This is a genomic window from Rathayibacter sp. VKM Ac-2928 (assembly GCF_022815545.1).
In the GTDB taxonomy this organism is placed as follows: domain Bacteria; phylum Actinomycetota; class Actinomycetes; order Actinomycetales; family Microbacteriaceae; genus Rathayibacter; species Rathayibacter festucae.
In genome coordinates this window covers 1,358,107-1,380,700 of record NZ_JALGRU010000001.1, presented here as the reverse complement: position 1 = coordinate 1,380,700, position 22,594 = coordinate 1,358,107, and the positions used below count along the sequence as shown (strand labels likewise).

Below are 22,594 nucleotides of genomic sequence, written 5' to 3'. Positions count from 1 at the left end.
GGCGTGCGCCCGCGGCGTCGCGGGGACCGGAGCGTCGGTGCTCCGGTGAATGGTGACCACCGTGGTCACCTTTCGAACTGTACCCAGTGTGGTTAGCTTTGACAAGCGACGACGGGAGTGAACTCCCTGCGACGGAGGAGGAGCCCATGACGACCGGAACCGAGCAGGCCGACGCGCCGACCCGCGGCCGTCGAGGGCCCTACGCGTCCACCCCGGCGCGGAAGGCGGAGATCGTCCGCGCCGCGTCGGCGAGCTTCGCCGAGCACGGCTTCGAGCGGGCCTCGCTGCGCGACATCGCCTCCCGCGCGAACCTCACCCACGCCGCCCTGCTGCGCCACTTCGCCACCAAGGACGAGCTGCTGCTCGAGGCCCTCCGGCAGCGCGACGCCGACGACATCGCGCTCGCCGAGCGGATCCTCGCCTCCGAGCACTCGCCGGAGCAGGTGCTCTCGAGCGTCTTCGCGGAGGAGTTCGCGCATCCGGAGCAGCAGCGCAACTGGCTCGCGATCACGATCGCCGCCACGGACCCCGGCCATCCCGCGCACGACTTCTTCGTGCAGCGGCGCGACCGGGTCCGCGGCTACTTCTCCACCACCCGGCTCGCAGCGGCGGAGGACGGCGAGGAGGTCACCGCGGACGAGAAGATCACCCTCGTCCTGGCGATGATCGACGGCCTGCGCATCCAGTCGCTGCTCGACCCCGGCCGCCGCGCGCTGCCGCTGCTCGACGTGTTCCTGCGGCTCATCGCCTCGCCCTGATCGGACGGCGGAGGAGCTCGATCCGCACGACCCGGAGGTCGTGGGTCGGGAACATGAAGTAGCGCTCGTCGCCGTTGAGCGTGCGGCCGGGCCGCCACTGGCCGTCGACGAAGGTCTCCTCGGTCAGGGTGTCCCACTCGACGAGCTCGCCTGGCCGGGAGAAGCGGACGGTGGCGCCGCGAGCGGCGACGAGGAACTCGTCCCCGCCGAGGTGGACCACGACGCCGTAGCCGGTGACGACAGCGGCGGTGTCGCCCGTGCCCTCGCCGAACATGCCGCGGGTGTCGAGCGGGCCGGAGGCGGTGACGGAGTAGCCGCCCAGCTCGACCGTCTCGCTCGCGCCGGCGGCGAGCCGGAAGCCGTGGATCCGGTCGTCGATCTGGGCGTCCGTGATCACGGACGACAGCGACTGCAGGACCTCGAACTCCCGGAAGAGCTCCTCGTGGTCGAGCACGTCCTCGATCCCGAAGACGTGGAAGCCGAGAGCCGCGTGGGCGCCGACAGCCACGCTCGCCAGTCCCGGCTCGGGGCGCGCCTCCGGCACGAGGATCGCATTGCCGGGGACGTCGAACGAGGCGACGGCCCCCGCGAAGTCCTCGATGTAGATGTCCGGCGCGAGCAGCGCGAGCGTCGGTGCGCCGATCTGCCAGACGTCGATCATCCGCGCCACCGGTCCGCCGCTGGGGTACTGCCCGGGCAGCGCCGCGTTCGGCTGCGGTCCCAGCCAGGCGTTGGTGAACATCGGCAGCGGGTACTCGCGCTCACCGGCCGCCGCCACGTGGTTCACGAATCGGCAGAAGCCCCAGGCCATGAAGACCTCGTCGGCCTCCCGGCCGCTGCCGAAGACCTCCGCCCAGCTGCCGGTGGAGCGCGCGCCCTGCGAGGTCCACAGCTCGCGGAGCCACGGCTGCAGGGCGTCGCCGCGCTCGGCGAGCCCGTCGAGCAGTGCCGGCGGCACCGGGGCCGACCAGGCCGCCTCGGCGAGGGGACCGCGGTCGCGGCTGTCGCCGAGCAGGCCGACCTCGTTCTGCACCTGCACGGCGATGACGGTGTGCTCGGGATCGACGTCGCGCAGGTGCGCCATCAGCGCGGTGAAGGCGCGCGCGTCGGCGCGGAGCAGGTCCTCGCCGAAGACGCTGAGGATCGGCCCGTCGAGGCTGAAGCGGCCGGTCAGCAGGTTCTCCTCGTCGCGCTCGGCCCGCGGGAAGCGCTCCTCGTCGCGGCGCACCCAGCTCGGCGCGTAGGACGACTCGGCGTTCTTGTACGAGCCGAACCAGATCAGGATCAGCCGGATCCCGCGCGCCCGCGCCTGGACGATCTGGTCGTCCACGGCGAGGAAGTCGAAGACCCCCTCCTCCGGCTCGACGAGCTGCCAGCTCGCGGCGCCGATGACGGAGCGCACACCGGCGGCGGCCAAGCGATCCCAGACGGGGGCGAGGTAGGCGGGGCTGGACGGGCTGGAGTTGTGCAGCTCGCCGCCGAGGGCGAGGAAGGGCTCACCGTCGACGATCAGCCGCGAGCCGGAGCCGCGGCGCTCGAGCCGCGGGAAGACACGGTCGGCGCTCACTGGACGGACCAGCCGCCGTCGGAGGCGAGCACGGCACCGTTGATGTTCACGCCGTCGTCGGAGAGCAGGAAGCAGATCGAGGCGGCGAGCTGCTCGGCGGTCGCGATCGTCGGGATCATCGCCTGGAACGGCTGCAGCCGGGCCGAGCCCTGCTCGGACATCGTCGGCGGCATCGGGATGCCGGTGGCGACTCCGCCGGGAGCGACCGCGTTCACGCGGATCCCCTGCGGACCGTACATGAAGGCCGCCGAGCGGGTGAGGCCGAGGACGCCGTGCTTGGAGACGGTGTAGGCGTTGCCGGAGCTGTTCCCACGCAGCGCCGCCTCGCTGGCGACGTTGACCACCGAGCCCCGGCCGGCGGCGAGCATCGTCGGCAGCACCGCGCGGAGCACCTTGAACGGTCCGGTCAGGTTGATCCCGATGACGCGGTCCCAGACGGCGTCACTGGTCTCGTGCGCGGGGGAGAAGTCGTCGTTGATGCCCGCGACGTTCGCGAGGGCGTCGATCCGGCCGTCCGCCGCGGCGACGAGCGCGTCGACGTCGGCCTGCGCCGTGATGTCGGCGCGCACCGCGACGACCTCGAGACCGGGGTGGCTCGCCACCAGCTCGTCCAGGCGCTCCGCCGAGACGTCGACGGCGACGACGCGGCCGCCCTCGCGCGCGATCCGGGAGGCGGTGGCGTGGCCGATGCCGGAGGCGGCGCCGGTCACGACGACCGTGCGGCCGGCGAAGCGTCCGGGCGTCACCCGCTCGGCCCAGCCGGAGGACTCGGCGTCGGCGGGGAGCACTCCGTCGTTCGCAGCGAGCACCAGCTCGTCGATCACCGACTGCGGCATCTGCCCGTTGCTGACGGCGACGAGCTGCTGCAGGGGGAGGCCGCGCAGCGGCGCGAGCATCTCCTCCTGCGTGCCGCTCTGCGCGAGCAGGGCGCGCACGAGCGGCCCGCCCTCCGGGTGGTCGAGCCATTCGCCGATCGTGCTGCCGGCGGTGACGGGGGCTGTCGTGCTCACGGTGTGCTCATCTCTGATCGAGGGGACGACGGTCGAGGGATCGACGGTCGAGGGGTCGCGGGTCACCAGTCGTGGACGGTGCCGTCGGCGAGCCGGTTGTAGGGGAGGTAGGCCTGCACGTAGGGGTACTTGCCCGCCTCGTCGACGTCGAGCTCGACGCCCAGGCCGGGCTCGTCGCCGGGGTGCAGGAAGCCGTCGGTCCAGGTGAAGGACTGCCGGAACGTGGCGTTCGTCTTCGCGCCGTGCTGCATGTACTCCTGGATGCCGAAGTTGTGGATCGACAGCCCCAGGTGCATCGCGGCGGCCATGCCGACGGGCGAGATGTCGGTGGGCCCGTGCATGCCGGACTTGATCTGGTACTGCGCCGCGTACTCGAGGGTCTTCTTCAGCGCGGTGATGCCGCCCATGTGCGTGACGGCGCCGCGGACGTAGTCGATGAGCTGCTCGCGGATGAGGTCCTTGAAGTCCCAGACGGTGTTGAAGATCTCGCCGATCGCGAGCGGCGTGGTGGTGTGCTGGCGGACCAGGCGCAGCGCCTCCTGGTTCTCGGCCGGCGTGCAGTCCTCGAGCCAGAACAGGTCGTACGGCTCGAGCGACTTGCCGAGCTTCGCGGCCTGGATCGGCGTCATCCGGTGGTGGCCGTCGTGCAGCAGCGGCAGCTCGGGACCGAACTCGTTGCGCACCGCCTCGAACACGGTCGGCAGGTGGCGCAGGTAGGAGCGGGTGTCCCAGTCCTCCTCGGCCGGCAGGCCGCCGCGCTGGGCGGGCTCGTGGTCGTAGCGGACGCCCTTGTTCGCCTCGGCGGTGATGTTCGAGGCGATGCCGTAGATCGACTTCAGCCCCGGGACGGCCGTCTGCACGCGGATCGAGCGGTAGCCCTGCTCCTGGTGCGAGCGGATGCTGTCGAACAGCTCGCTGTTCGACTTGCCCGAGGCATGGCCGTAGGCCATCAGACCGGTGCGGGAGGCGCCGCCGAGCAGCTGGTAGACCGGCATGCCGGCGGCCTTGCCCTTGATGTCCCAGAGCGCCATGTCGACGGCGGCGATCGCGGCCATCGTCACCGGGCCGCGGCGCCAGTAGGCGGAGCGGTAGAGGAACTGCCAGGTGTCCTCGATGGTCGACGCGTCGCGGCCGATCAGCAGCGGCACGACGTGCTCGCGCAGATAGGCGACGACGGCGAGCTCGCGCCCGTTGAGCGTCGCGTCGCCGAGGCCGGTCAGGCCGTCGTCGGTGGTCAGCTTCAGGGTGACGAAGTTGCGGTCGGGACTGGTGACGATGACGTCGGCTCTGTCGATGCGCATGCGGCGGTCTCTCCGGTCTGGCCCGCGGGGAGCGCGTCGCAGGCGGTGCGGCGACGGCGCGGGCTCGGCCAGTGAAACAGACTCATCCACGGTTTGGCAAGCGGTTCCACACCGTCGAACCACCTAGGGTCAGAAGGTGGGTGGACGCGCGCGGCGTTAGGTTGACAAGCGATTGCCATCTGCCCAGACTGTCGGCATGCTCTCCCCACATCGTCGTGATCCTGACCGGCTGCTCCCGGCCGATCCGCGGACCCGCGAGATCGCTCGCGGTCTCTACGAGGCCGTCGCACAGGCCCCGATCCTCTCTCCGCACGGACACGTCCCCGTGGAGCTGCTCCGCGACGACCTCGCCTTCGAGGACCCGGTGGCCCTGCTGGTGACCAAGGACCACTACGTCACCCGCCTCCTGCACGCGGCCGGCGTCGACTACGCCGCGCTCGGCCTCGGCGGGCACCGGGCCGATCCCCGCGAGGTCTGGCGGACCCTCGGGGCGCACTGGCACCTCTTCGCCGGCACCGCCTCCGGCTACTGGCTCGAGGAGGAGCTGTCGCAGGTGCTCGGCGTCGACGCCGAGCTCGACGCCGGATCGGCCGACCGCCTCTACGACGCGATCACCGAGCGCCTGGCCGCGCCCGGCTTCCGGCCCCGGGCGCTCTTCGAGCGCTTCGGCATCGAGGTCCTCGCCACCACGGACGATCCGCTCGACGATCTCGCCGCCCACGCAGCCCTCGCCGGCACCCTCCCGGGCCGGGTCCTGCCGACCTTCCGGCCCGACCGCTACCTCGACCCCGACGCCGAGTGCTTCCGCGAAGACGTCGAGGCGCTGCTCGGCGGCACCGGGAAGCCGACGACGTTCGCCGGCTACCTCGGCGCCCTCGAGGAGCGGCGCGCACACTTCCGCGCCCACGGCGCCGTCTCGGCCGATCACGGCGTCGAGCAGCCGCTCACCGTCGATCTCGACGCAGTCGAGGCGCAGGCGCTGTTCGCGACCGTCGTCGCCGGCACCGCCACGGGGGAGGAGCGAGCGCTCTTCCGCGCGCACATGCTGCTGCAGATGGCGCGGATGAGCGTCGAGGACGGCCTGGTGATGACCGTCCACGCCGGTGTCCTGCGCAACCACAGCAGCGCGACCCGGCGCCGCTTCGGCCCGGATACCGGGCACGACCTCCCCGTCGCGACCGACTACGTCCGCGGTCTGCGGCCGCTGCTCGAGCGCTTCGGTCTCGAGCCCGACTTCCACCTGGTGCTCTTCGCGGTCGACGAGACCGTCTACTCGCGCGAGATCGCCCCGCTGGCCGGCTTCTACCCGTCGGTCTACATCGGCGCCCCGTGGTGGTTCCTCGACGCGCCCGACGCGATCGGCCGCTTCCGCTCGGCGGTGACCGAGACCGCCGGCTTCTCCCGCGGGTCGGGCTTCATCGACGACACCCGCGCCTTCCTCTCCATCCCCGCCCGCCACGACACCGCCCGACGAGCCGACGCGGCGTTCCTCGCGCGCCTGGTCGCCGAGGGCCGCCTGAGCGCCCGCGCCGCCGAGCGCATCCTCCTCGACGGTGTCGGGGACCAGCCCAGAAGGGTCTTCAAGCTGTGAGCACCACCACGACTACCGTCTCGACCGACGCCGCGCCGCACCTCGCCCGCGCCGTTCCCGCGCCTCCCGTCCGCATCGTCCACCTCGGCCTCGGCGCCTTCAGCCGATCGCACACCGCCTGGTACACCCAGGCGAGCGACGACGGCTCCGAGTGGGGGATCGCCGCCTACACCGGCCGCACTCGCGATCTCGCGGACCGGCTCACCCGGCAGGACGGGCTCTACACGCTCGTGGAGCGCGCGGAGGACGGCGACCGGGCCGAGGCGATCGGCAGCGTCGTCCGTGCGCACGCCGGCGACGATCTGCCGAGCCTGCTGCGCGATCTCTCCGCGCCGGAGACGGCGGTCGTCACGCTGACCATCACCGAGATCGGCTACCGGCTCGCAGCGGACGGCGGCCCCGACCTCGAAGATCCGCTCGTGCGGCGTGATCGCGAGGAGCTCACCGCTGTCGCCGCCGGCCGGCTCGGCCCGCAGGACGCGGCAGCGGAGACCGCCCTCGGCCGCCTGCTGCTGGGGCTAGAGTCCCGCCGCCGAGCGGGGAGCGGGCCGATCGCGATCGTCTCCTGCGACAACCTCCCCGACAACGGCGGTCGCCTCGCCCGCGGCGTCTCGGCCTGGGTCGAGGGGATCGCTCCGGAGCTCGGCGGCTGGCTCGACGCGCACGCCTCCTTCGTCTCCACCTCGATCGACCGCATCACCCCCCGGATCTCCGCCGAGGAGGAGGCCGTGCTCCGCGCCCGCTACGGGGACGAGGCGCCTGTGGTGGCCGAGCCGTTCCGCGACTGGGTGCTGAGCGGCCGCTTCCCGGCCGGCCGGCCGGCCTGGGAGAGCGCCGGCGCGCGCTTCGTCGACGACCTCGACCCGTGGGAGTCGCGCAAGCTCCGGCTCCTGAACGGCGCGCACACCCTGCTCGCGGCGCTCGGACGACTGCGCGGGCACGAGACCGTCGCGGCGGCCGTCGCCGACCCGGTCTGCCGTGCCGCGGTCGAGGCGCTCTGGGACGACGCCGCCATCGTGCTCCCCGCGGACCTCGGGATCCCTGAGTACCGAGTCGCGCTCCTCGAGCGCTTCGCGAACCCCCGCATCGAGCACCGGCTGCAGCAGATCGGGCAGGACACCGAGACCAAGCTCCGGCTGCGGATCATGCCGGTCGCCGAGCTCGTGCTCGCCGCCGATGGCCGGGCCGTGGGGAGTATCGCCGCGCTCGGAGCGTGCCTGGCCGCCCTGCGCCGCGGTCTCGTCGGCGCGAGCCCGGCGGACGTCACCGCACGCGACCTCGTCCGCGGCTCCTCGCCCGCGCTCCTCGACGGCGAGGTCCTCGAGCGCGTCGAGCGCGCCGCCTCGGCCCTCGCCGAGTAACGAATAGACCACACTTCCCGTCCGATCTGGCAATCGATTGTCAAATCGGATCAGCCCTGCTTTACTAGCCGCACGGCCGCCGAACTCGCTTCCCGCGCAATCGGTCTCCGCCCGCTCATCCAAAGGAGTATGAACACCATGCCGATCCCCCTGCCCCGCCGCCGAGGCGCCGCCGCCCTCGCGCTTCTGGCCGCGAGCACCCTGGTCCTCACCGGCTGCACGAGCGACGCCGCCGAGCCCGCCACCGGGGGAGCTGCCGCCGCCGCCCCCGATCTCAAGGTCGCGGCCGTCTCGGCGCCGAACTCGCTCGACCCGGCTCAGCTGGTCGACGGTCAGCAGATGCTGGTCTGGGGCTCGGTGCTCGACACGCTCCTCGCCCGCGACAGCGCGACCGGCGAGCTCGTCCCCAACGCGGCGGAGAGCTGGGAGTACAACGAGGACGGCACGGAGCTCACCCTGAAGCTCCGCGAGGGGATGACCTTCAGCAACGGCGACCCCGTGACCGCCGAGTCCGTCGCCGCGACCATGCTCCGCAGCAAGAACACCCCCGGCATCGTCCAGCCGCGCTACGGCCTCGTCTCCGACATCGCCGCCGAGGACGACCTCACCGTGAAGGTCTCCTTCACCGCGTACGACCCGCAGTTCGTCTGGCTCCTCGCCCTCGGCGCCGGCGCCGTCGGTGACGCCGAGACTCTCGACGACCCCTCGACCGCCACCGATCCGGTCGGCTCGGGCCCCTACACGCTCGACACGGCGGCGTCGGTCCCCGGCACCTCCTACGTCCTGAAGAAGCGCGAGGACTACTGGAACGCCGACGCCTACCCGTTCCCCTCGGTGACGGTCCGCGTGCTCCAGGACCCGACCGCCGCGTTCAACGCCCTCCAGGCCGGCGAGATCAACGCCGGCACCGTGCAGTCGCAGGTCTCCTCGCAGCTCGACGCCGGCCGCTTCACCGTCACCGACACCAACGTCCAGGCGGTCGGCTACATCGGCATCCTCGACCGCGCCGGCACCACGAACCCGGCCCTCGGCGACGTCCGCGTGCGCCAGGCCATCAACTACGCGCTCGACCGCGAGGGCATCGTCAAGGGCATCTACGGCGGAATCGGCCAGCCGACCGAGCAGATCTTCAACCCCGCCGGCGAGGTCTACGACGAGTCGCTGGACGACACCTACGCCTACGACCCCGAGAAGGGCAAGGCGCTCGTCGAGGAGGCCGGCTTCACCGGCACCACCTTCAAGATTCCGAGCACCTTCCTCACGACCACGATCGAGTCGACGCTGTCGCAGGCGTTCACGGACATCGGGCTGGGCCTGGAGTGGGTCGCCGTCCCGCCGCAGCAGGCGCAGTCGGCGCTGCAGTCCGGCGAGTTCGGGCTGAACTTCCAGATCACCGGCTTCAACTCCGACCCCGCCGACGCCTTCACGCACTACGGCGTCGACGGCGACCGCAACCCGCAGCACTTCACCGACCCGACCCTCGACGGTCTGTTCGCCACCCTGAACTCCACCGTCGACTTCGAGGCCGCCGTCCCCACGTACCAGGAGCTCAACGCCTACGCGGTCGAGCAGGCCTGGGAGGCGCCGATCCTGTTCATCGGCGGCAAGTGGGCCACCGCGGACGGCATCAGCATCGTCAACTACGGCGGCGCGCCCGCCACTGTCCGCACCTTCGCCTACGAAGGCTGACCGCCACGCGGGGGCGGCCGGTGACGGCCGCCCCCGCCGGATGGGAATCAGATGATCCTCTACATCGCGAAGCGCCTCGGGGCGGGCGTCGTCCTCGCCCTCCTGGTCACCTTCATCACCTTCCTCCTGCTCAGCACGTCCTTCCGCGACGTGGCGAGCACGATCCTCGGCTCGTCCGCGACGCCCGAGAACGTCGCCGGGCTGATGGCCTCGAAGGGCTGGGACCGGCCGGTCCTCGTCCAGTACGTCGACTGGCTGCTGCACCTGCTGCGCGGCGACCTCGGCATCTCCGTCTACACCTCGCTGCCGGTCGGCCCGTCCGTTCTGCAGCGGCTCGCCGTGACGCTGTCGATCATCGTCCCGGCGCTGATCCTCACCGCGGTCATCGCCACCGCGCTCGGCGTCTGGGCCGCGTCGCGCGGCGGCGTCGTCGACAAGATCGCCCAGGGCGTCTCGCTCGTCGGCTACCTCGTCCCCGGCCTCCTGCTCGCGATCGGTCTGGTCGTGGTCTTCGCCGTGCAGCTGAAGTGGCTGCCCGCCACCGGTTTCACCCCGTTCGCGGAGAGCCCGGCCGGCTGGGCCCGCAGCATCGTCATCCCCGTCATCGTCCTGATGATCGGCGGCATCGCCGGTCTCGCCGCTCAGGTCCGCGGCCGGATGATCGACGAGCTCCGCCGCGACTACGTCCGCACCCTGCGGACCCGCGGCGTGCCGACCCGCGCGATCGTGCTCAAGCACGCGCTGCGCAACGCCGGCAGCCCGGCCCTGACCGTGCTGTCCCTCGAGTTCATCCAGATGTTTGGCGCCGCCCTGATCATCGAGAACGTCTTCGCCCTCCCCGGCTACGGCAGCTACGCGTTCAACGCGTCCCTGCAGGGCGACATCCCGGTCGTCCTGGGCATCGCGGCGTTCGGCGTCGCCCTGGTCATCGTGGTCAACCTCGTCACCGACCTGGCCAACGGCTGGCTCAACCCGAAAGCGAGAGTCCGATGACCCCGTCCGACGACAGCGCCCGCGCGGCCGGCGAGGCCGAGGGGCGGACCGCCCCTCCGGTGCAGTCCACCCCCACCTCGCAGGCCGCGGGTGCCGGCCACGCCGACGCGGCTCCGCTCACCCGCGGAATCGCGATCCCGAGCACCGAGGGGCTGCAGACCATCGCGGCCGAGGTGCGCGCCGCGCGAACGCCGCTCTGGCGGCGGCTCCTCCGCGACCCGCAGGCGCTGATCACCTCCGTGCTCCTGCTCTTCGTCCTCCTCGTCGGCGTCCTCGCCCCGCTGCTCGCGCCGATGGGAGCGAACGACTCGAGCCTCTCCGCGATCAACGCGCCCGCCGGGACCCCCGGCTACCCGTTCGGAGCCGACGAGTCCGGCCGCGACATCCTGAGCCGGATGATCCTCTCGACGCAGACCGCGGTCGTCGCCGGCCTGATCGGCGCCGGGGTGGCCCTCGTGATCGGAGTCGTGGCCGGCCTGATCGGCGGCTACTTCGGCCGCGTCACGCAGGCGACGACCGAGTGGGTCTTCAGCCTGATCATGACCTTCCCCGGGCTGCTCCTGCTGATCATCCTGATGCCGGTGACCGGCGGCGACTACCGCGCCACCATGCTGATCTTCGGCGTCCTGCTCTCGCCGGGCATCTACCGGATCGTGCGCAACCTCGTCCTCGGGGTGAAGAACGAGCTCTACGTCGACGCCGCCCGCGTCTCGGGGCTCGGCAACCTCCGCATCCTCGGCCGGCACGTGCTCTCCGTCGTCCGCGGACCGATCATCATCGCCGCCGCCTTCCTCTTCGGCTCGGCGATCGCCGTGCAGTCCGGCCTGGCGTTCCTCGGCGTCGGCTCCCTCGAGGTGCCCAGCTACGGTGCGATGATCGCGTCGGGCTTCCGCAACCTCTACATCGCGCCGACCCAGTTCCTCTGGCCCAGCATCGGCCTCGGTGTGATCACCGCGTCCCTCGTCCTGCTCGGCAACTCGCTCCGCGACGCGCTCGAGGGCTCGAAGCCCACCCCCGCGAAGATCGGCGGAGGGCAGCGGGTCGTCGCCGACGAGGCCGTCGACCGCGAGCGGGCCGCCCGCTCCCTGCTCGACATCCGAGACCTGGTGATCGCCTACCCGAGCCCCGACGGCACCCTCAACGAGGTCGTCCACGGCGTCTCGCTCACCGTCGCCCGCGGCGAGGTGATGGGGCTGGTCGGCGAGTCCGGCTCCGGGAAGTCGCAGACCGCGTTCGCCACCCTCGGCGTCCTGCCGAACGAGGCGGTCGTCGTCCGCGGCTCCATCCTCTTCGACGGCACCGAGCTGATCGGGCTCTCCGACGCCCAGATGCGCCCCCTCCGCGGCAAGGCGATCTCCTACATCCCGCAGGAGCCGATGTCGAACCTCGACCCCTCCTTCACCGTGGGAGCGCAGCTCGTCGAGGGCGCCCGCGCCGCGCTGGGCATCTCGAAGAAGGAGGCCCGATCGCGCATCCTCGCGCTGCTCGCCCGGGTGGGCATCGCCGACCCCGCGAGCACCTTCCGCTCCTACCCGCACCAGATCTCCGGCGGGATGGCGCAGCGCGTCCTCATCGCCGGCGCCGTCGTCAGCCGCCCGAAGCTGCTGATCGCCGACGAGCCCACGACGGCGCTCGACGTGACCGTGCAGGCCGAGATCCTCGACCTCCTGCGCGACCTTCAGGACGAGCTCGACATGGCCGTCCTTCTGGTCACGCACAACTTCGGCGTCGTCGCCGACGTCTGCAACCGCATCGCCGTGATGCGCCGGGGCGAGATCGTCGAGCAGGGCGAGGTCGAGGCCGTCTTCGACGCCCCCGAGCACCCGTACACCGCGATGCTGCTCGACTCCATCCTCGACGAGGAGACGGTCAGAACCGACCCGCCGGTGACGGCGACGACCACCGGAGGTGCGGCGTGAGCCTGCTCGAGATCCGCGACCTGCGCGTCGCCTTCCCCGGCCGCGGCTTCCGCGCCAAGCCCGTCGAGGTGCTGCACGGCATCGACCTCGACGTCGCAGCGGGGGAGACCGTCGGCCTCGTCGGCGAGTCCGGCTCGGGCAAGACCACGATCGGCCGTGCCGTCCTCGGTCTCGTCCGCCCCTCCGCCGGAACCATCCGCTTCGACGGCCAGGAGATCGGCGGTCTGCGCGGAGCCGCGCGGCGTGCCATCGCCGACCAGATCCAGGTCGTCTTCCAGGACCCGTACACCTCGCTGAACCCGTCGATGACGATCGGCGAGATCCTCGCCGAGCCGCTCGTCGTCCAGGGCTCGAGCCCCAAGGACGCCCGGGCCCGGGTGCGCACGCTGCTCGACCAGGTCCAGCTGCCGTCCGACGCCCTCGAGCGCCTGCCGCGCGAGTTCTCCGGCGGGCAGCGCCAGCGCGTCGCCATCGCCCGCGCACTGGCCCCCGGCCCCCGGCCCCCGGCTGATCGTCTGCGACGAGCCCGTCTCGGCACTCGACCTCTCCACCCAGGCGCGGGTGATGGAGCTGTTCGTCGAGATCCAGCGCGCCACCGGCGTCGCCTACCTCTTCGTCTCGCACGACCTCTCGGTCATCCGGCACATCAGCCACCGCGTCGCGGTGCTCTACCGCGGCGACCTGGTCGAGACGGGAGACGCGCCCGCGGTCACGCTGACCCCGTCGCACCCGTACACCCAGCGGCTGCTGCTGGCGGCCCCGGTCGCCGACCCGCGCCGCCAGAGCGCGCGCCGCGAGCAGCGCCGCATCACGCTGAAGGAGGCCTCGTGACCGCGCTCGCCCTGCCCGGCTTCCACCCGGACCCGTCGATCTGCCGTGTCGGTGAGCAGTACTTCCTGATCACCTCCAGCTTCGAGTACTTCCCCGGAGTCCCGCTCTTCACGAGCACCGACCTCGCGACCTGGACGCAGCTCGGCAGCGTCCTCGACCGGCCCTCGCAGCTCGACGTCCGCACCGGCATCGCGAACGCGAGCGGCGGGATCTACGCGCCGACCCTGCGCCACCACGACGGCCGCTTCTGGATGGTCACCACGAACCTGCACGAGATCCGCGACGGGCACCTGATCGTGCACGCCGAGGACCCGGCCGGCCCGTGGAGCGAGCCCGTCCGCACGAGCGGGCTGCTCGGCATCGACCCCGACCTCTCCTGGGACGAGGACGGCGTCTGCCGGCTGACCTGGTCCGACGTCGTCAAGGGCGGCATCTCCCAGGCCGTCGTCGATCCGCTCACCGGGGAGGTGCTCTCCGAGCCGACGGAGATCTGGCGCGGGACCGGCGGCGCGCACGCCGAGGGGCCGCACGTCTTCTCCCGCGGCGGCCGCTGGTACCTGGTGGTCGCCGAGGGCGGGACGGCGCACGGCCACATGGTGACGATCGCGCGGGCGGACGCTCCCGACGGCCCGTACGAGTCGAATCCGGCGAACCCGATCCTCAGCCACCGCAGCACGACCGATCCGGTGCAGTCGACCGGTCACGCCGACCTCGTCGAGCTCGCCGACGGCGGCTGGGCGATCGTGCACCTCGGCACCCGCCCGCGCGGGTCCTTCCCGAAGTGGCACACCAACGGCCGCGAGACCTTCCTCTCCGGCATCGACTGGGTCGACGACTGGCCCGTCGTCGTCGAGGACCGGTTCGCCCCGGCCACCGCCACCGCCGACCTCGACGAGCGCTTCGGCAGCCCGTCGCTGGATCCGCGCTGGATCGCGCCGGGCGCGGTGCCCGCGTCCTTCGCGTCACCGTCGGCCGAGGGTCTCCGGCTCCGGGCCGGCCGCGCCCTGCAGTCACCGGCCGCCGAGCGGCTGCTCGCCGTGCGCGCGACCGAGCAGGCTTGGACCGCCCGGGTCGAGGGCGAGGGCGACCTCTCCCTCACGGTGCGGATCGACGACGAGCACCAGGCGATGGTGGAGCGCGTCGGCGGCGTCGTCCGCGCGCGCCTCGTCGTCGGGCCGCTCGACCAGGTCCTGGAGGAGCGCGAGGACCTGGGTGCGCTGGCGCACCTGGTCGCCCGCGCGGATCCCTTCGGCGGGCAGCCCGGCCAGCGGCAGGGTCCGGATCGGATCGTCCTCGGCGCCGAGGGCCCGGAGGGGTTCGTCGAGCTCGCGTCCTTCGACGGCCGGTACCTCTCGACCGAGGTCGCCGGCGGCTTCACCGGTCGCGTGATCGGCGTCGAGGCGCTGGGCGCCGACGCGCTGGTGACCCGGTTCACGCTCTCGGCCGCGTGAGGGGCCGGGCCGCATGAGGGGGAGCACCGCGACGGCGGTGTCGCAGACCGGCGTCGGCGCTGCTCAGCAGCCGCTCGGGCGGCTCGCGATCGCGCTGCTGGTCGCGGCGACGTTCGGCTCCGGCATGGCGATGATCGTGCCGATGGCCTACTCGCTCGCGGTGCGGCTCGAGGAGCTCGCCCCCGGCCGCCCCGACCTGCTCGGGGTGCTCCTCGGCGTCGGCTCCGCGGCGACGCTGGTCGTCGCGCCGCTCACCGGCGTGCTCAGCGATCGCACCCGGTCGCGCTGGGGGCGGCGCCGGCCGTTCACGGTCGCCGGCCTCGCCCTCGGCGTCACGGCGGTCCCCGTGCTGGTGACGGCGCCGACCGTCCCCGTCCTCGCCCTGGGCTGGATCCTGTCGACGGTCGGCTGGAACACGGCGGGCGCCTCGATCGGCAACTGGCAGGCCGACCGGCTGCCGCCGCAGCAGCGCGGCACCGTCTCCGGGCTCACCGGCCTCACGATGCAGATCTCACCGGTCCTCGGCATCCTGCTCGTCGGGACCGTCCGCTCGGAGACACTCCTGGTCTTCGCGATCCCGGCCGCCGTCGGCCTGCTGCTCGCCGGGGCGTTCGCGCTGCTCGCCGCCGACCCCGACAGCCGGGGACCGGCGCCCGCCGACCGGATGACCCTCCGCCGGATCCTCGGCAGCTACGCCTTCGACCCGCGCGCCTTCCCCGACTTCACCTGGAACTGGATCGGCCGCTTCGTCTTCTTCCTCGGGCTGAGCCTCACCACCAGCTTCACCGTGTTCTTCTTCGCCCAGCGCCTCGACCTCGCGGTGCCGGACGTCGCAGGGGTGCTCGCGCTCACCTCGGCGCTCAGCATCGGCACGGCCCTGGCCGGCTCTCTCGGCGGTGGCTGGCTCAGCGACCGCACCGGAGTCCGGCGGCCGTTCGTCGTGGCCGGCGCCGCGCTGTTCGCCGTCGGCTCGATCGTCTCCGCCACGGCCGGCGCCCTCCCGGCGCTCCTGATCGGCTCGCTGCTCTCCTCCCTCGGCATCGCGCTGTTCTCCGCTGTCGGTCAGGCGCTCTCGCTCGACGTCCTCCCGCACCGGGAGACGCAGGCGGGTCGCTACACCGCGATCACGCTCTTCGCACAGAAGATCCCGGGAGTGATCTCCCCGCTGGCCGCGCCGCTCGTGCTCGCCCTCGGCGGCGGTGGCGGTGGCGAGAACTTCACCGCCCTCTACCTCACGGCGGCAGCGCTCGCGCTGCTCGGCGGCGCTCTCATCGGAGTGACCGTCCGCCGTCCGACCCCCTGACACGTCCGGATCGCTCCGCGATCCCTCCGACTCCTCGACCGCACTGAACCGCGTCGGCCCCGTGCCGACTCGAAGAGAGGCAAGCATGCTCAAGCCCCGTCCCACTCCCACCCGAGAGCTCGTCACCCTCGACGGCGTCTGGCGCTTCGCGCTCGACTCCCGCGTCGACGAGTCGCCCTGGTCCGCGACGCTGCGCACCCCGCTCGAGGCGGCCGTCCCCGCCTCCTACAACGACCTCTTCACCGACCCCGAGATCCGCAAGCACGTCGGCTGGGTCTACTACCAGCGCACCGTGCGGGTGCCGCGCGGCTGGGGCGAGGACGACATCCTGCTCCGCTTCGACGCGGCGACCCACGCCGCGAAGGTCTACGTCGACGACGAGCTCGCCGGCGAGCACATCGGCGGCTACACGCCCTTCGACGTCGACATCACCGACCGCGTCGCCGCGGGCGGGGAGTTCCGCCTCACCGTCGCGGTGAGCGGCGACCTCACCAACGAGACCATCCCGCCCGGCCGGATCGACGTCACCGCGACCGGCAAGCGCAAGCAGACCTACTTCCACGACTTCTTCAACTACGCCGGACTCGCGCGCTCGGTCTGGCTGCACAGCCGGCCGAAGCGCCGCATCGACGACGTCGTCGTCGTCACCGGCTTCGAGGGCACGACCGGCTCGGTCGACTACCGCGTCGAGTCCACCGGCGGAGCCGATGTCCGGGTGCGCCTCGAGAACGCCGACGGCACCGTCGTCACCGAGGGAGCGGGCGCGCAAGGCGTCCTCGAGATCCCCGACGTCGTGCTGTGGAAGCCCGGCGCCGCATACCTCTACCAGCTGACCGTCGAGCTGCTCGACGGCGACGAGGTCGTCGACAGCTACCCGCTCGCCGTCGGCGTCCGCACCGTCGAGGTGCGCGGGCACGAGTTCCTCCTCAACGGCGAGCCCTTCTACTTCACCGGCTTCGGCAAGCACGAGGACACTCCGATCCGGGGCAAGGGCCACGACGACGCCTACCTCGTGCACGACTTCCAGCTGCTCGAGTGGATCGGCGCCAACTCGTTCCGCACCTCGCACTACCCCTACGCCGAGGAGGTCCTCGAGTTCGCCGACCGCCACGGCATCGTCGTGATCGACGAGACCGCCGCCGTCGGCCTGAACATGGGCGTCGTCGGCGGGATGAGCGGCACGCCGCCCTTCCCGACCTTCTCCGAGCAGTTCGCCAACGACAACACCCAGGCCGCGCACGCGCAGCACCTCCGCGAGCTGCTCGTCCGCGACCGCAACCACCCCTCCGTCGTGATGTGGAGCATCGCCAACGAACCGGCCTCGAACGAGGAGGGCGCCCGCGAGTACTTCGAGCCGCTCGTGAAGCTCGCCCGCGAGCTCGACCCGACCCGCCCGCTCACCTACTCCCTGGTGATGTTCGCGACCTTCCAGAACGACCGGATCATCGACCTCTTCGACGTGATCAGCCTCAACCGCTACTACGGCTGGTACATCGCCGGCGGCGAGCTCGACGTGGCGCAGGCCTACCTGCAGGGCGACATCGAGGGCTGGATCGACCGCATCGACAAGCCGATCATGATGAGCGAGTACGGCGCCGACACCGAGCCCGGACTGCACTCCGTCTGGGAGGACCGGGTCTGGACCGAGGAGTACCAGATCGCCTACCTCGAGGCCAACCACCGCGTCTTCGACCGCTTCCCGCAGTTCGTCGGCGAGCAGGTCTGGAACTTCGCCGACTTCGCCACCGACAACGGCCTGCACCGGGTCGACGGCAACAAGAAGGGCGTCTTCTCCCGCGACCGCAAGCCCAAGGCCGCCGCCTGGGCGCTGCGCAAGCGCTGGCGCGGACTCGACGGTGCGAAGCCGTCCAGCGATGAGTAGCGAGGACGGCGGCGACGCACCGCCGCTGCGTTGGGGGATCCTCGGCACCGGCCGCATCTCGGAGTCCTTCGTCCCCGACATCCGCGCGGCCGGCGGAGTCGTCGGCGCGGTGTGGGGGAGGCGCACCGAGACGGTCGAGGCCTTCGCCGCCGCGCACGGCGTCCCGCGCTCCACGACGGAACTGGACGCCCTGCTCGGCGACGCCGAGATCGACGTAGTCTACGTCGCCACGCCGCCGGCCACCCACCTCGAGTTCGCGACGCGCGCACTCGAGGCGGGCAAGCACGTCCTCGTCGAGAAGCCGATGACGACCAGCGCCGCCGACTCCGCACGCCTCTTCGAGACCGCCGCGGAGCACGGCCGCTTCGTCATGGAGGCGATGTGGATGACGTTCAACCCCCTCCACCTCGAGGTCGCGCGCGAGGTGCGCGACGGCGTCCTCGGAACACCCCGCTACGTCCGCGCTGCCTTCGGGATGCCCTTCCCCGCCGGCGGCAGCCGCTGGCAGGCCGATCTCGGCGGCAGCACGGTGCTCGACCAGGGCATCTACCCGGTCACCCTCGCCGAGTGGCTGCTCGGGCCGGTCGTCTCGGTCTCCGCGACCGGGGTGGTGCGGGACGGTGTCGATGTGGCGGCGCAGATCTCGCTGCAGCACCGGGACGGCGGCTCGTCCCAGCTGGCCTGCTCCGTCCTCGAGTTCCTCGACCCGTCCGCCTCGGTCAGCGGCACCGCTGGCTGGATCGAGATCCCGGCCATGTTCTGGGCCGGCGACGTCGCCCGAGTGCACGCGGGCTCGCAGGGAGCGCTGTTCGGCGAGCCGATCCCGCTCCGGCGCCCGCGCGAGGGCAACGGCTACGTGCCGATGATCCGATCGGTGGCGGCGACGGTCTCGGCGGGTCTCCTCGAGCACCCCGAGCACGACGCCGCGGCGACCCTCTCCGTCGCGCGGGTGCTCGACGAGATCCGCGGACAGGTCTTCGCGGAGGCTGCCCGATGACCGTCGCGGGGGGTGGTGAGGCGGCCGCGGTGCGCGGCGGGTTGGCGTCGCGCACGGTCAGCAGGGATGATCGCTCCATGCCCCTCGCCGCACCCCTCCGCCGGTCGACCGATGCCTGACGGGATCGCGGCCGAGATCCCCGCCGAGCTGGCGGCCCGCCTGCACCGGCGCGGGGGCGCGGCGACGATCTACGACATCGCGGAGCTGGCCGGCGTCGCCCCCTCCACCGTCTCGCGCGCTCTGTCGAAGCCGGGGCGGATCAGCGCGAAGACCGAGGCGCGCGTCCGCGCGGCGGCGGATCAGCTCAACTTCCGCTTCAACCCGATGGCTCGCGCCCTGCTGTCCGGGCGGAGCCACACGCTCGCCCTGGTCGTCGCCGACATCACCAACCCCGTCGTCTTCGGTATCGTCCGCGGCGCCGAGCACGCCGCCAGTGCGGCGGGCTACACGCTCGTCATCGCCGAATCGCAGGAGTCCGGCGAGGCGGAGGCCGAGGCCATCGAACGGCTGATCCCGACCGTCGACGGCATCGTGCTGGCCACGACCCGCCTCTCCGACGAGCGGATCGTCAGCATCGCCGAGCGCAAGCCGGTCATCCTCATCAACCGCGCCGTCCCGGGGGTGCCGAGCATCCTTCCCGACGTCGAGAGCGGAGTCGGGGAGCTCCTCGAGCACCTGGCCGCGCTCGAGCACCGATCGATCGTCTACCTCTCGGGCCCGGACACCTCGTGGATCAGCGACCGGCGGTTCGAGCGCATGCTCGAGGACGCGGACCGTCTCGGCTTCGCCCTGGTCGAGATCGGGCCGAACGCGCCGACGATCGACGGCGGGAAGGACGCCTTGAGGCGAGTCCTCGCCGCTCGGCCGACGGCGGTCATCGCCTTCAACGACCTCCTCGCCCTCGGACTGATGCAGGCGGCGGCGGGACAGGGGATCCGCGTGCCGGAGGAGCTCAGCGTCGCCGGATTCGACGACATCTTCGGCAGCGAGCTGATCTCGCCGCCGCTGACGACCGTGCGCGCGCAGCTGGTCGAAGCGGGTCGGCGCGCCGTGGCCGACCTTCTCGCGGGCCTCGCCGGCGAGGCCATGAGCGAGGGCCGGCCGTCGCTGACGACCACCTTGGTCGTCCGGGGTTCGACGGGAGCCGCTGCGCCGAAGCGGCCGTGAGCGGTCGCGGGCCGTGGTTCATCACGATGTGCCGGTCGCAGACCTGGTAGGCGTGGTGCAGGTTGTGGGTGACGAGGATCGAGCTCACGCCCTCCGTCTTCAGCTGGCGCAGGCAGTTCAGCAGCGCCTCCGTCGCCCGAACCGCGACGGCCGAGGTCGGCTCGTCGAGGATCAGCAGGCTCCGCTTGAAGTGCACGGCCCGGGCGATGGTCACGGCCTGCGCCTGCCCACCGGAGAGCGAGGCGACGAGTTGACGCGAGCTCTTGGTGCCCTCGATGGTGACGACCGTGTCGAGGATCTCGGTCGCGATCGCGTCCATCTCCTTCGTCCTCGTGAAGCCGAGGCGGTTGGTGATCTCGCGGCCCCTGAAGATGTTGCGGCTGATCGACATCGTCGGCACGAGGGCCGCGTCCTGGAGGATCGTCTCCACGCCGAGCTCCTCGGTCACCGAGCGGTCCACCTCGGGCTGCAGCCTCCCGTCCCAGGAGTAATCGCCCCAGGTCATCGGGACGACTCCGGAGAGGATCTTCAGGAGGGTGCCTTGCCGGCGCCGTTGTCGCCGAGCAGGCCCACCACCTCGCTCTTGTCATGCTGATCGAGCAGCCCGCGCAGCGGGCGCATCGAGATCCACCCGCCTGAGGGCTACTTCAGGGTCACGGTGACGGGCGCGCTGACGGTGCTGTTGCCGGCGGCGTCGGTCGCCCGGGCGGTGAGCGGGAAGGTCCCGTGCGTGCCCGCGGTGCTGGTGGTCAGCGACCAGGTGCCGTCGGCGTTCCGCACGGCGTCGCCGACCTCGGTGCCGCCGAGGAGGAAGGTGACGCGGCTGACGACGGTGTCGTCCATCGCGGTGACGGTGGCGGTCGTCGTGCCGCCCAGCACCGTGCCGGTGCGCGGCGAGGTGATCGCGACGGTCGGCGCGGTCCGGTCGACGGCGGCCTTCTTCGGAGCGGGCGTCGCGGCGGCCGGAGCAGGGGTGGCGGCGGGCGCGGGCGTCGCGGGAGCCTTCGGGGCTGTCGTGGCCTGCGGAGCGCTGGTCTTCGGAGCGCTGATCTTCGGAGTGGAGGTCGACTTCGGAGCCGGCGTGGCGGTCTTCGGCGAGGCCGAGGCTGCGGGCGTCGGAGCCGCCGTCCGTGTGGCGACCTTCGCGGACGCGGCGGTCGTGCCGCCCGAGACGGTCACCCGATCCCACGCGCCGGTGAGCAGGGCGGTGGTCGGCCGCGGAGCCAGCGCGTCGAGGCCGGCGGGGGTCAGCGCGCTGAGCGCGGTGTCGACGGAGAAGCCGCCGCTCCGGGCGACCTTGCCGGCGAGGGTGGTCCGGGAGCCGGAGACGGCGTTCCAGGTGGGCTGCAGCGAGCCGGTGAAGATCGAGTCGGTGGCGTCGACGTTGCCGCCGCCCTTGCCCTGGATCGCGCTGACGCTGCCCTTGCCGTTGATCGCGCCGGGGGAGCCGGCGCCGCCCGGGAGGAACGGGTAGCGCTGGGCGGCGACGTCGCCGCCGAGGATCAGCGCGTGGTCGAAGAGGACGTTCTTGACCCCGCCGACGATGACGGCGCTGTTGTTCGAGCTGAACACGACGGAGTCGCGGACGGTGACCTGACCAGTGATACCGGCGCCCTCGATCTGGAGGCTGTCCGTGTGCGGGCGGGCGGGGTTCGCGCCGCCGCCGTACTGCTTGTCGAGGTAGTACGAGGGGGCGATGTAGTCGCCCGCGACCAGCACGTCGCTCACCGTGTTCGGCGCGTAGGCCTTGATCTGCGCCGAGTCGCCGCTCTTGAGCTTCGACTCCGGCTCGACGATCTCGAGCAGCTCGACGTCGCGCACGGGGATCCCCGACGAGGCGGCGAGGCCGATCCAGTTGTTCGCGATCCGCAGCCAGGCGAACGAGGAGTGGGTCGCGCCCTTCACGTCGATCGAGCCGATGTCGAAGCGCATCAGAGTGATGCCGGTGACGCCCTTCAGCATCCAGCTGCCGCCGGTCACGGACTGGAAGCCGTCGCGCGCCGTGATCAGGACCTTGAGCGGACCGTCGTTCGTGTAGCCGTCGAGCGCCGAGAGGTCGTCGATGCGCCCCGGTGCGACGCGAACCACGGCGCCGGCGGCGATCTCGGCCGGCGTCAGGGCGTCGAGCGCCGCGCGGATCGCGGCGCCCGAGGCGGCGACGTCCACGACCGTCGTGCTGCTGGAGAGCCCGGAGCGGATGTCAGGTGTGTCGGACGGGTAGTGCGTGCCGTCCGGACCGAAAGTGGAGGCGCTCGCCGCGGCCGGAGCGGCGGAGGCGGCCGGGGCGACCTGGAACGAGGCGCCGGTGACGGCGATCCCCACGGCGGCGGTGACCGCGAGGGTGCGGAGGACGGACGTGCGGCGTTCGGACGGAGTGGTGGACGTGTGTCGGGACATGGCGGTGTCTTTCGATCAGAGGGCGGAATGACGGATCGCCGATTCAGGGGGTCGAGGACTCCGAGGCGCGACGGACCGGGGACCTCGCACGGGGGAGGAGCCCCGGAGACACGCATCGGTGCGTTCCGGGCGGGACAGCGACGGCCGGGCCGCCCGCACCCGGTCGCAGTGAGGACCGATGGGGCGGCGGCACCCGGATGAACCGGGCCGTGCGCTGAGCAACAGTCGGAAACGTACGGCGACGCGTCCCGCGGCCGAAAGAAAGTGGCACGGATTGTGCAAGTTGTCCGAGATCGTCCTCGAGCTCGCTTCAGAAGGTGGAGATCGTGCCGTGCCGGTGGGTGACCGCCGTCACCCACCGGAACGGCACGGCGATC

15 protein-coding genes and 2 pseudogenes are annotated in these 22,594 nt (G+C 72.1%); 12 read left to right on the top strand and 5 right to left on the bottom strand.

All coding sequences use genetic code 11. The annotated features are described in order from the left end of the window. Nucleotides 1–146: 146 nt before the first annotated feature. Nucleotides 147–758 carry a TetR/AcrR family transcriptional regulator gene (locus MT350_RS06365; RefSeq protein WP_132437160.1) on the top strand — a complete coding sequence of 204 codons (612 nt, stop codon included), beginning with the start codon at nucleotides 147–149 and terminating at the stop codon, nucleotides 756–758. On the opposite strand, the gene MT350_RS06360 is transcribed toward MT350_RS06365, so the two are convergent. The 3 genes from MT350_RS06360 to manD all read right to left on the bottom strand — a co-directional run bounded on the left by MT350_RS06360 (nucleotide 742) and on the right by manD (nucleotide 4,636). After that, a complete protein-coding gene (locus tag MT350_RS06360) occupies nucleotides 742–2,325 on the bottom strand; it encodes a DUF5597 domain-containing protein (protein WP_243615555.1) in 1,584 nt (527 codons plus the stop codon). The genes MT350_RS06365 and MT350_RS06360 overlap by 17 nt on opposite strands. Then, nucleotides 2,322–3,335, bottom strand: coding sequence for an SDR family NAD(P)-dependent oxidoreductase (locus MT350_RS06355; protein ID WP_243615554.1), 1,014 nt, complete (start codon nucleotides 3,333–3,335; stop codon nucleotides 2,322–2,324). The genes MT350_RS06360 and MT350_RS06355 overlap by 4 nt, the downstream gene beginning before the upstream one ends. A 62-nt stretch (nucleotides 3,336–3,397) precedes the next feature. Beyond that, entirely contained in the window at nucleotides 3,398–4,636 is a 1,239-nt protein-coding gene (gene manD / locus MT350_RS06350) for a D-mannonate dehydratase ManD (protein WP_243615553.1), read from the bottom strand. Between the two features lie 196 nt (nucleotides 4,637–4,832). On the opposite strand from manD, the gene uxaC reads away from it, so the two are divergent. The 11 genes and pseudogenes from uxaC to MT350_RS06295 all read left to right on the top strand — a co-directional run bounded on the left by uxaC (nucleotide 4,833) and on the right by MT350_RS06295 (nucleotide 19,820). Further along, the gene (gene uxaC, locus MT350_RS06345) at nucleotides 4,833–6,227 is read left to right on the top strand and encodes a glucuronate isomerase (protein WP_243615552.1); all 1,395 of its coding nucleotides are present in this window, start codon (nucleotides 4,833–4,835) and stop codon (nucleotides 6,225–6,227) included. Further along, nucleotides 6,224–7,588, top strand: coding sequence for a mannitol dehydrogenase family protein (locus MT350_RS06340; RefSeq protein WP_243615551.1), 1,365 nt, complete (start codon nucleotides 6,224–6,226; stop codon nucleotides 7,586–7,588). The genes uxaC and MT350_RS06340 overlap by 4 nt, the downstream gene beginning before the upstream one ends. A gap of 138 nt (nucleotides 7,589–7,726) precedes the next feature. Continuing rightward, a complete protein-coding gene (locus MT350_RS06335) occupies nucleotides 7,727–9,277 on the top strand; it encodes an ABC transporter substrate-binding protein (protein WP_243615550.1) in 1,551 nt (516 codons plus the stop codon). A gap of 51 nt (nucleotides 9,278–9,328) precedes the next feature. After that, nucleotides 9,329–10,270 (top strand): ABC transporter permease, encoded by a 942-nt coding sequence (locus MT350_RS06330; RefSeq protein WP_127886604.1) that lies wholly within the window; start codon nucleotides 9,329–9,331, stop codon nucleotides 10,268–10,270. Then, nucleotides 10,267–12,189, top strand: a complete 1,923-nt coding sequence (locus MT350_RS06325; RefSeq protein WP_243615549.1) for a dipeptide/oligopeptide/nickel ABC transporter permease/ATP-binding protein — start codon at nucleotides 10,267–10,269, stop codon at nucleotides 12,187–12,189. The genes MT350_RS06330 and MT350_RS06325 overlap by 4 nt, the downstream gene beginning before the upstream one ends. A gap of 2 nt (nucleotides 12,190–12,191) precedes the next feature. Then, a pseudogene (locus MT350_RS06320) lies at nucleotides 12,192–13,020 on the top strand (ATP-binding cassette domain-containing protein). After that, nucleotides 13,017–14,471 carry a glycoside hydrolase family 43 protein gene (locus MT350_RS06315; protein WP_243615548.1) on the top strand — a complete coding sequence of 485 codons (1,455 nt, stop codon included), beginning with the start codon at nucleotides 13,017–13,019 and terminating at the stop codon, nucleotides 14,469–14,471. The pseudogene MT350_RS06320 and the gene MT350_RS06315 overlap by 4 nt, the downstream one beginning before the upstream one ends. A gap of 13 nt (nucleotides 14,472–14,484) precedes the next feature. Beyond that, complete coding sequence (locus MT350_RS06310; protein ID WP_243615547.1) at nucleotides 14,485–15,774, top strand: MFS transporter; 1,290 nt, start codon at nucleotides 14,485–14,487, stop codon at nucleotides 15,772–15,774. A gap of 85 nt (nucleotides 15,775–15,859) precedes the next feature. After that, nucleotides 15,860–17,656: a beta-glucuronidase gene (uidA, locus tag MT350_RS06305; RefSeq protein WP_243615546.1), complete on the top strand. Its 1,797-nt coding sequence runs from the start codon at nucleotides 15,860–15,862 to the stop codon at nucleotides 17,654–17,656. Next, the gene (locus tag MT350_RS06300; protein ID WP_243615545.1) at nucleotides 17,649–18,653 is read left to right on the top strand and encodes a Gfo/Idh/MocA family protein; all 1,005 of its coding nucleotides are present in this window, start codon (nucleotides 17,649–17,651) and stop codon (nucleotides 18,651–18,653) included. Before uidA ends, MT350_RS06300 begins: the two co-directional genes overlap by 8 nt. Nucleotides 18,654–18,764: 111 nt before the next feature. After that, nucleotides 18,765–19,820: a LacI family DNA-binding transcriptional regulator gene (locus MT350_RS06295; RefSeq protein WP_159422827.1), complete on the top strand. Its 1,056-nt coding sequence runs from the start codon at nucleotides 18,765–18,767 to the stop codon at nucleotides 19,818–19,820. Nucleotides 19,821–20,031: 211 nt separating this feature from the next. Here MT350_RS06295 and MT350_RS20585 read toward each other — a convergent pair. Next, nucleotides 20,032–20,325 (bottom strand): annotated as a pseudogene (locus MT350_RS20585) (hypothetical protein); the annotation flags it as partial. A 137-nt stretch (nucleotides 20,326–20,462) separates the two neighbouring features. After that, nucleotides 20,463–22,217, bottom strand: coding sequence for an Ig-like domain-containing protein (locus MT350_RS06285; protein ID WP_243615543.1), 1,755 nt, complete (start codon nucleotides 22,215–22,217; stop codon nucleotides 20,463–20,465). Between the last annotated feature and the right edge of the window lie 377 nt (nucleotides 22,218–22,594).

Coding starts and splice junctions, on each gene's coding strand:
- uxaC (WP_243615552.1), top strand. CDS start 4,833: ATGCTCTCCCCACATCGTCGTGATCCTGACCGGCTGCTCCCGGCCGAT.
- MT350_RS06295 (WP_159422827.1), top strand. CDS start 18,765: ATGCCTGACGGGATCGCGGCCGAGATCCCCGCCGAGCTGGCGGCCCGC.
- MT350_RS06365 (WP_132437160.1), top strand. CDS start 147: ATGACGACCGGAACCGAGCAGGCCGACGCGCCGACCCGCGGCCGTCGA.
- MT350_RS06325 (WP_243615549.1), top strand. CDS start 10,267: ATGACCCCGTCCGACGACAGCGCCCGCGCGGCCGGCGAGGCCGAGGGG.
- MT350_RS06330 (WP_127886604.1), top strand. CDS start 9,329: ATGATCCTCTACATCGCGAAGCGCCTCGGGGCGGGCGTCGTCCTCGCC.
- uidA (WP_243615546.1), top strand. CDS start 15,860: ATGCTCAAGCCCCGTCCCACTCCCACCCGAGAGCTCGTCACCCTCGAC.
- MT350_RS06285 (WP_243615543.1), bottom strand. CDS start 22,217: ATGTCCCGACACACGTCCACCACTCCGTCCGAACGCCGCACGTCCGTC.
- MT350_RS06300 (WP_243615545.1), top strand. CDS start 17,649: ATGAGTAGCGAGGACGGCGGCGACGCACCGCCGCTGCGTTGGGGGATC.
- MT350_RS06310 (WP_243615547.1), top strand. CDS start 14,485: ATGAGGGGGAGCACCGCGACGGCGGTGTCGCAGACCGGCGTCGGCGCT.
- MT350_RS06335 (WP_243615550.1), top strand. CDS start 7,727: ATGCCGATCCCCCTGCCCCGCCGCCGAGGCGCCGCCGCCCTCGCGCTT.
- manD (WP_243615553.1), bottom strand. CDS start 4,636: ATGCGCATCGACAGAGCCGACGTCATCGTCACCAGTCCCGACCGCAAC.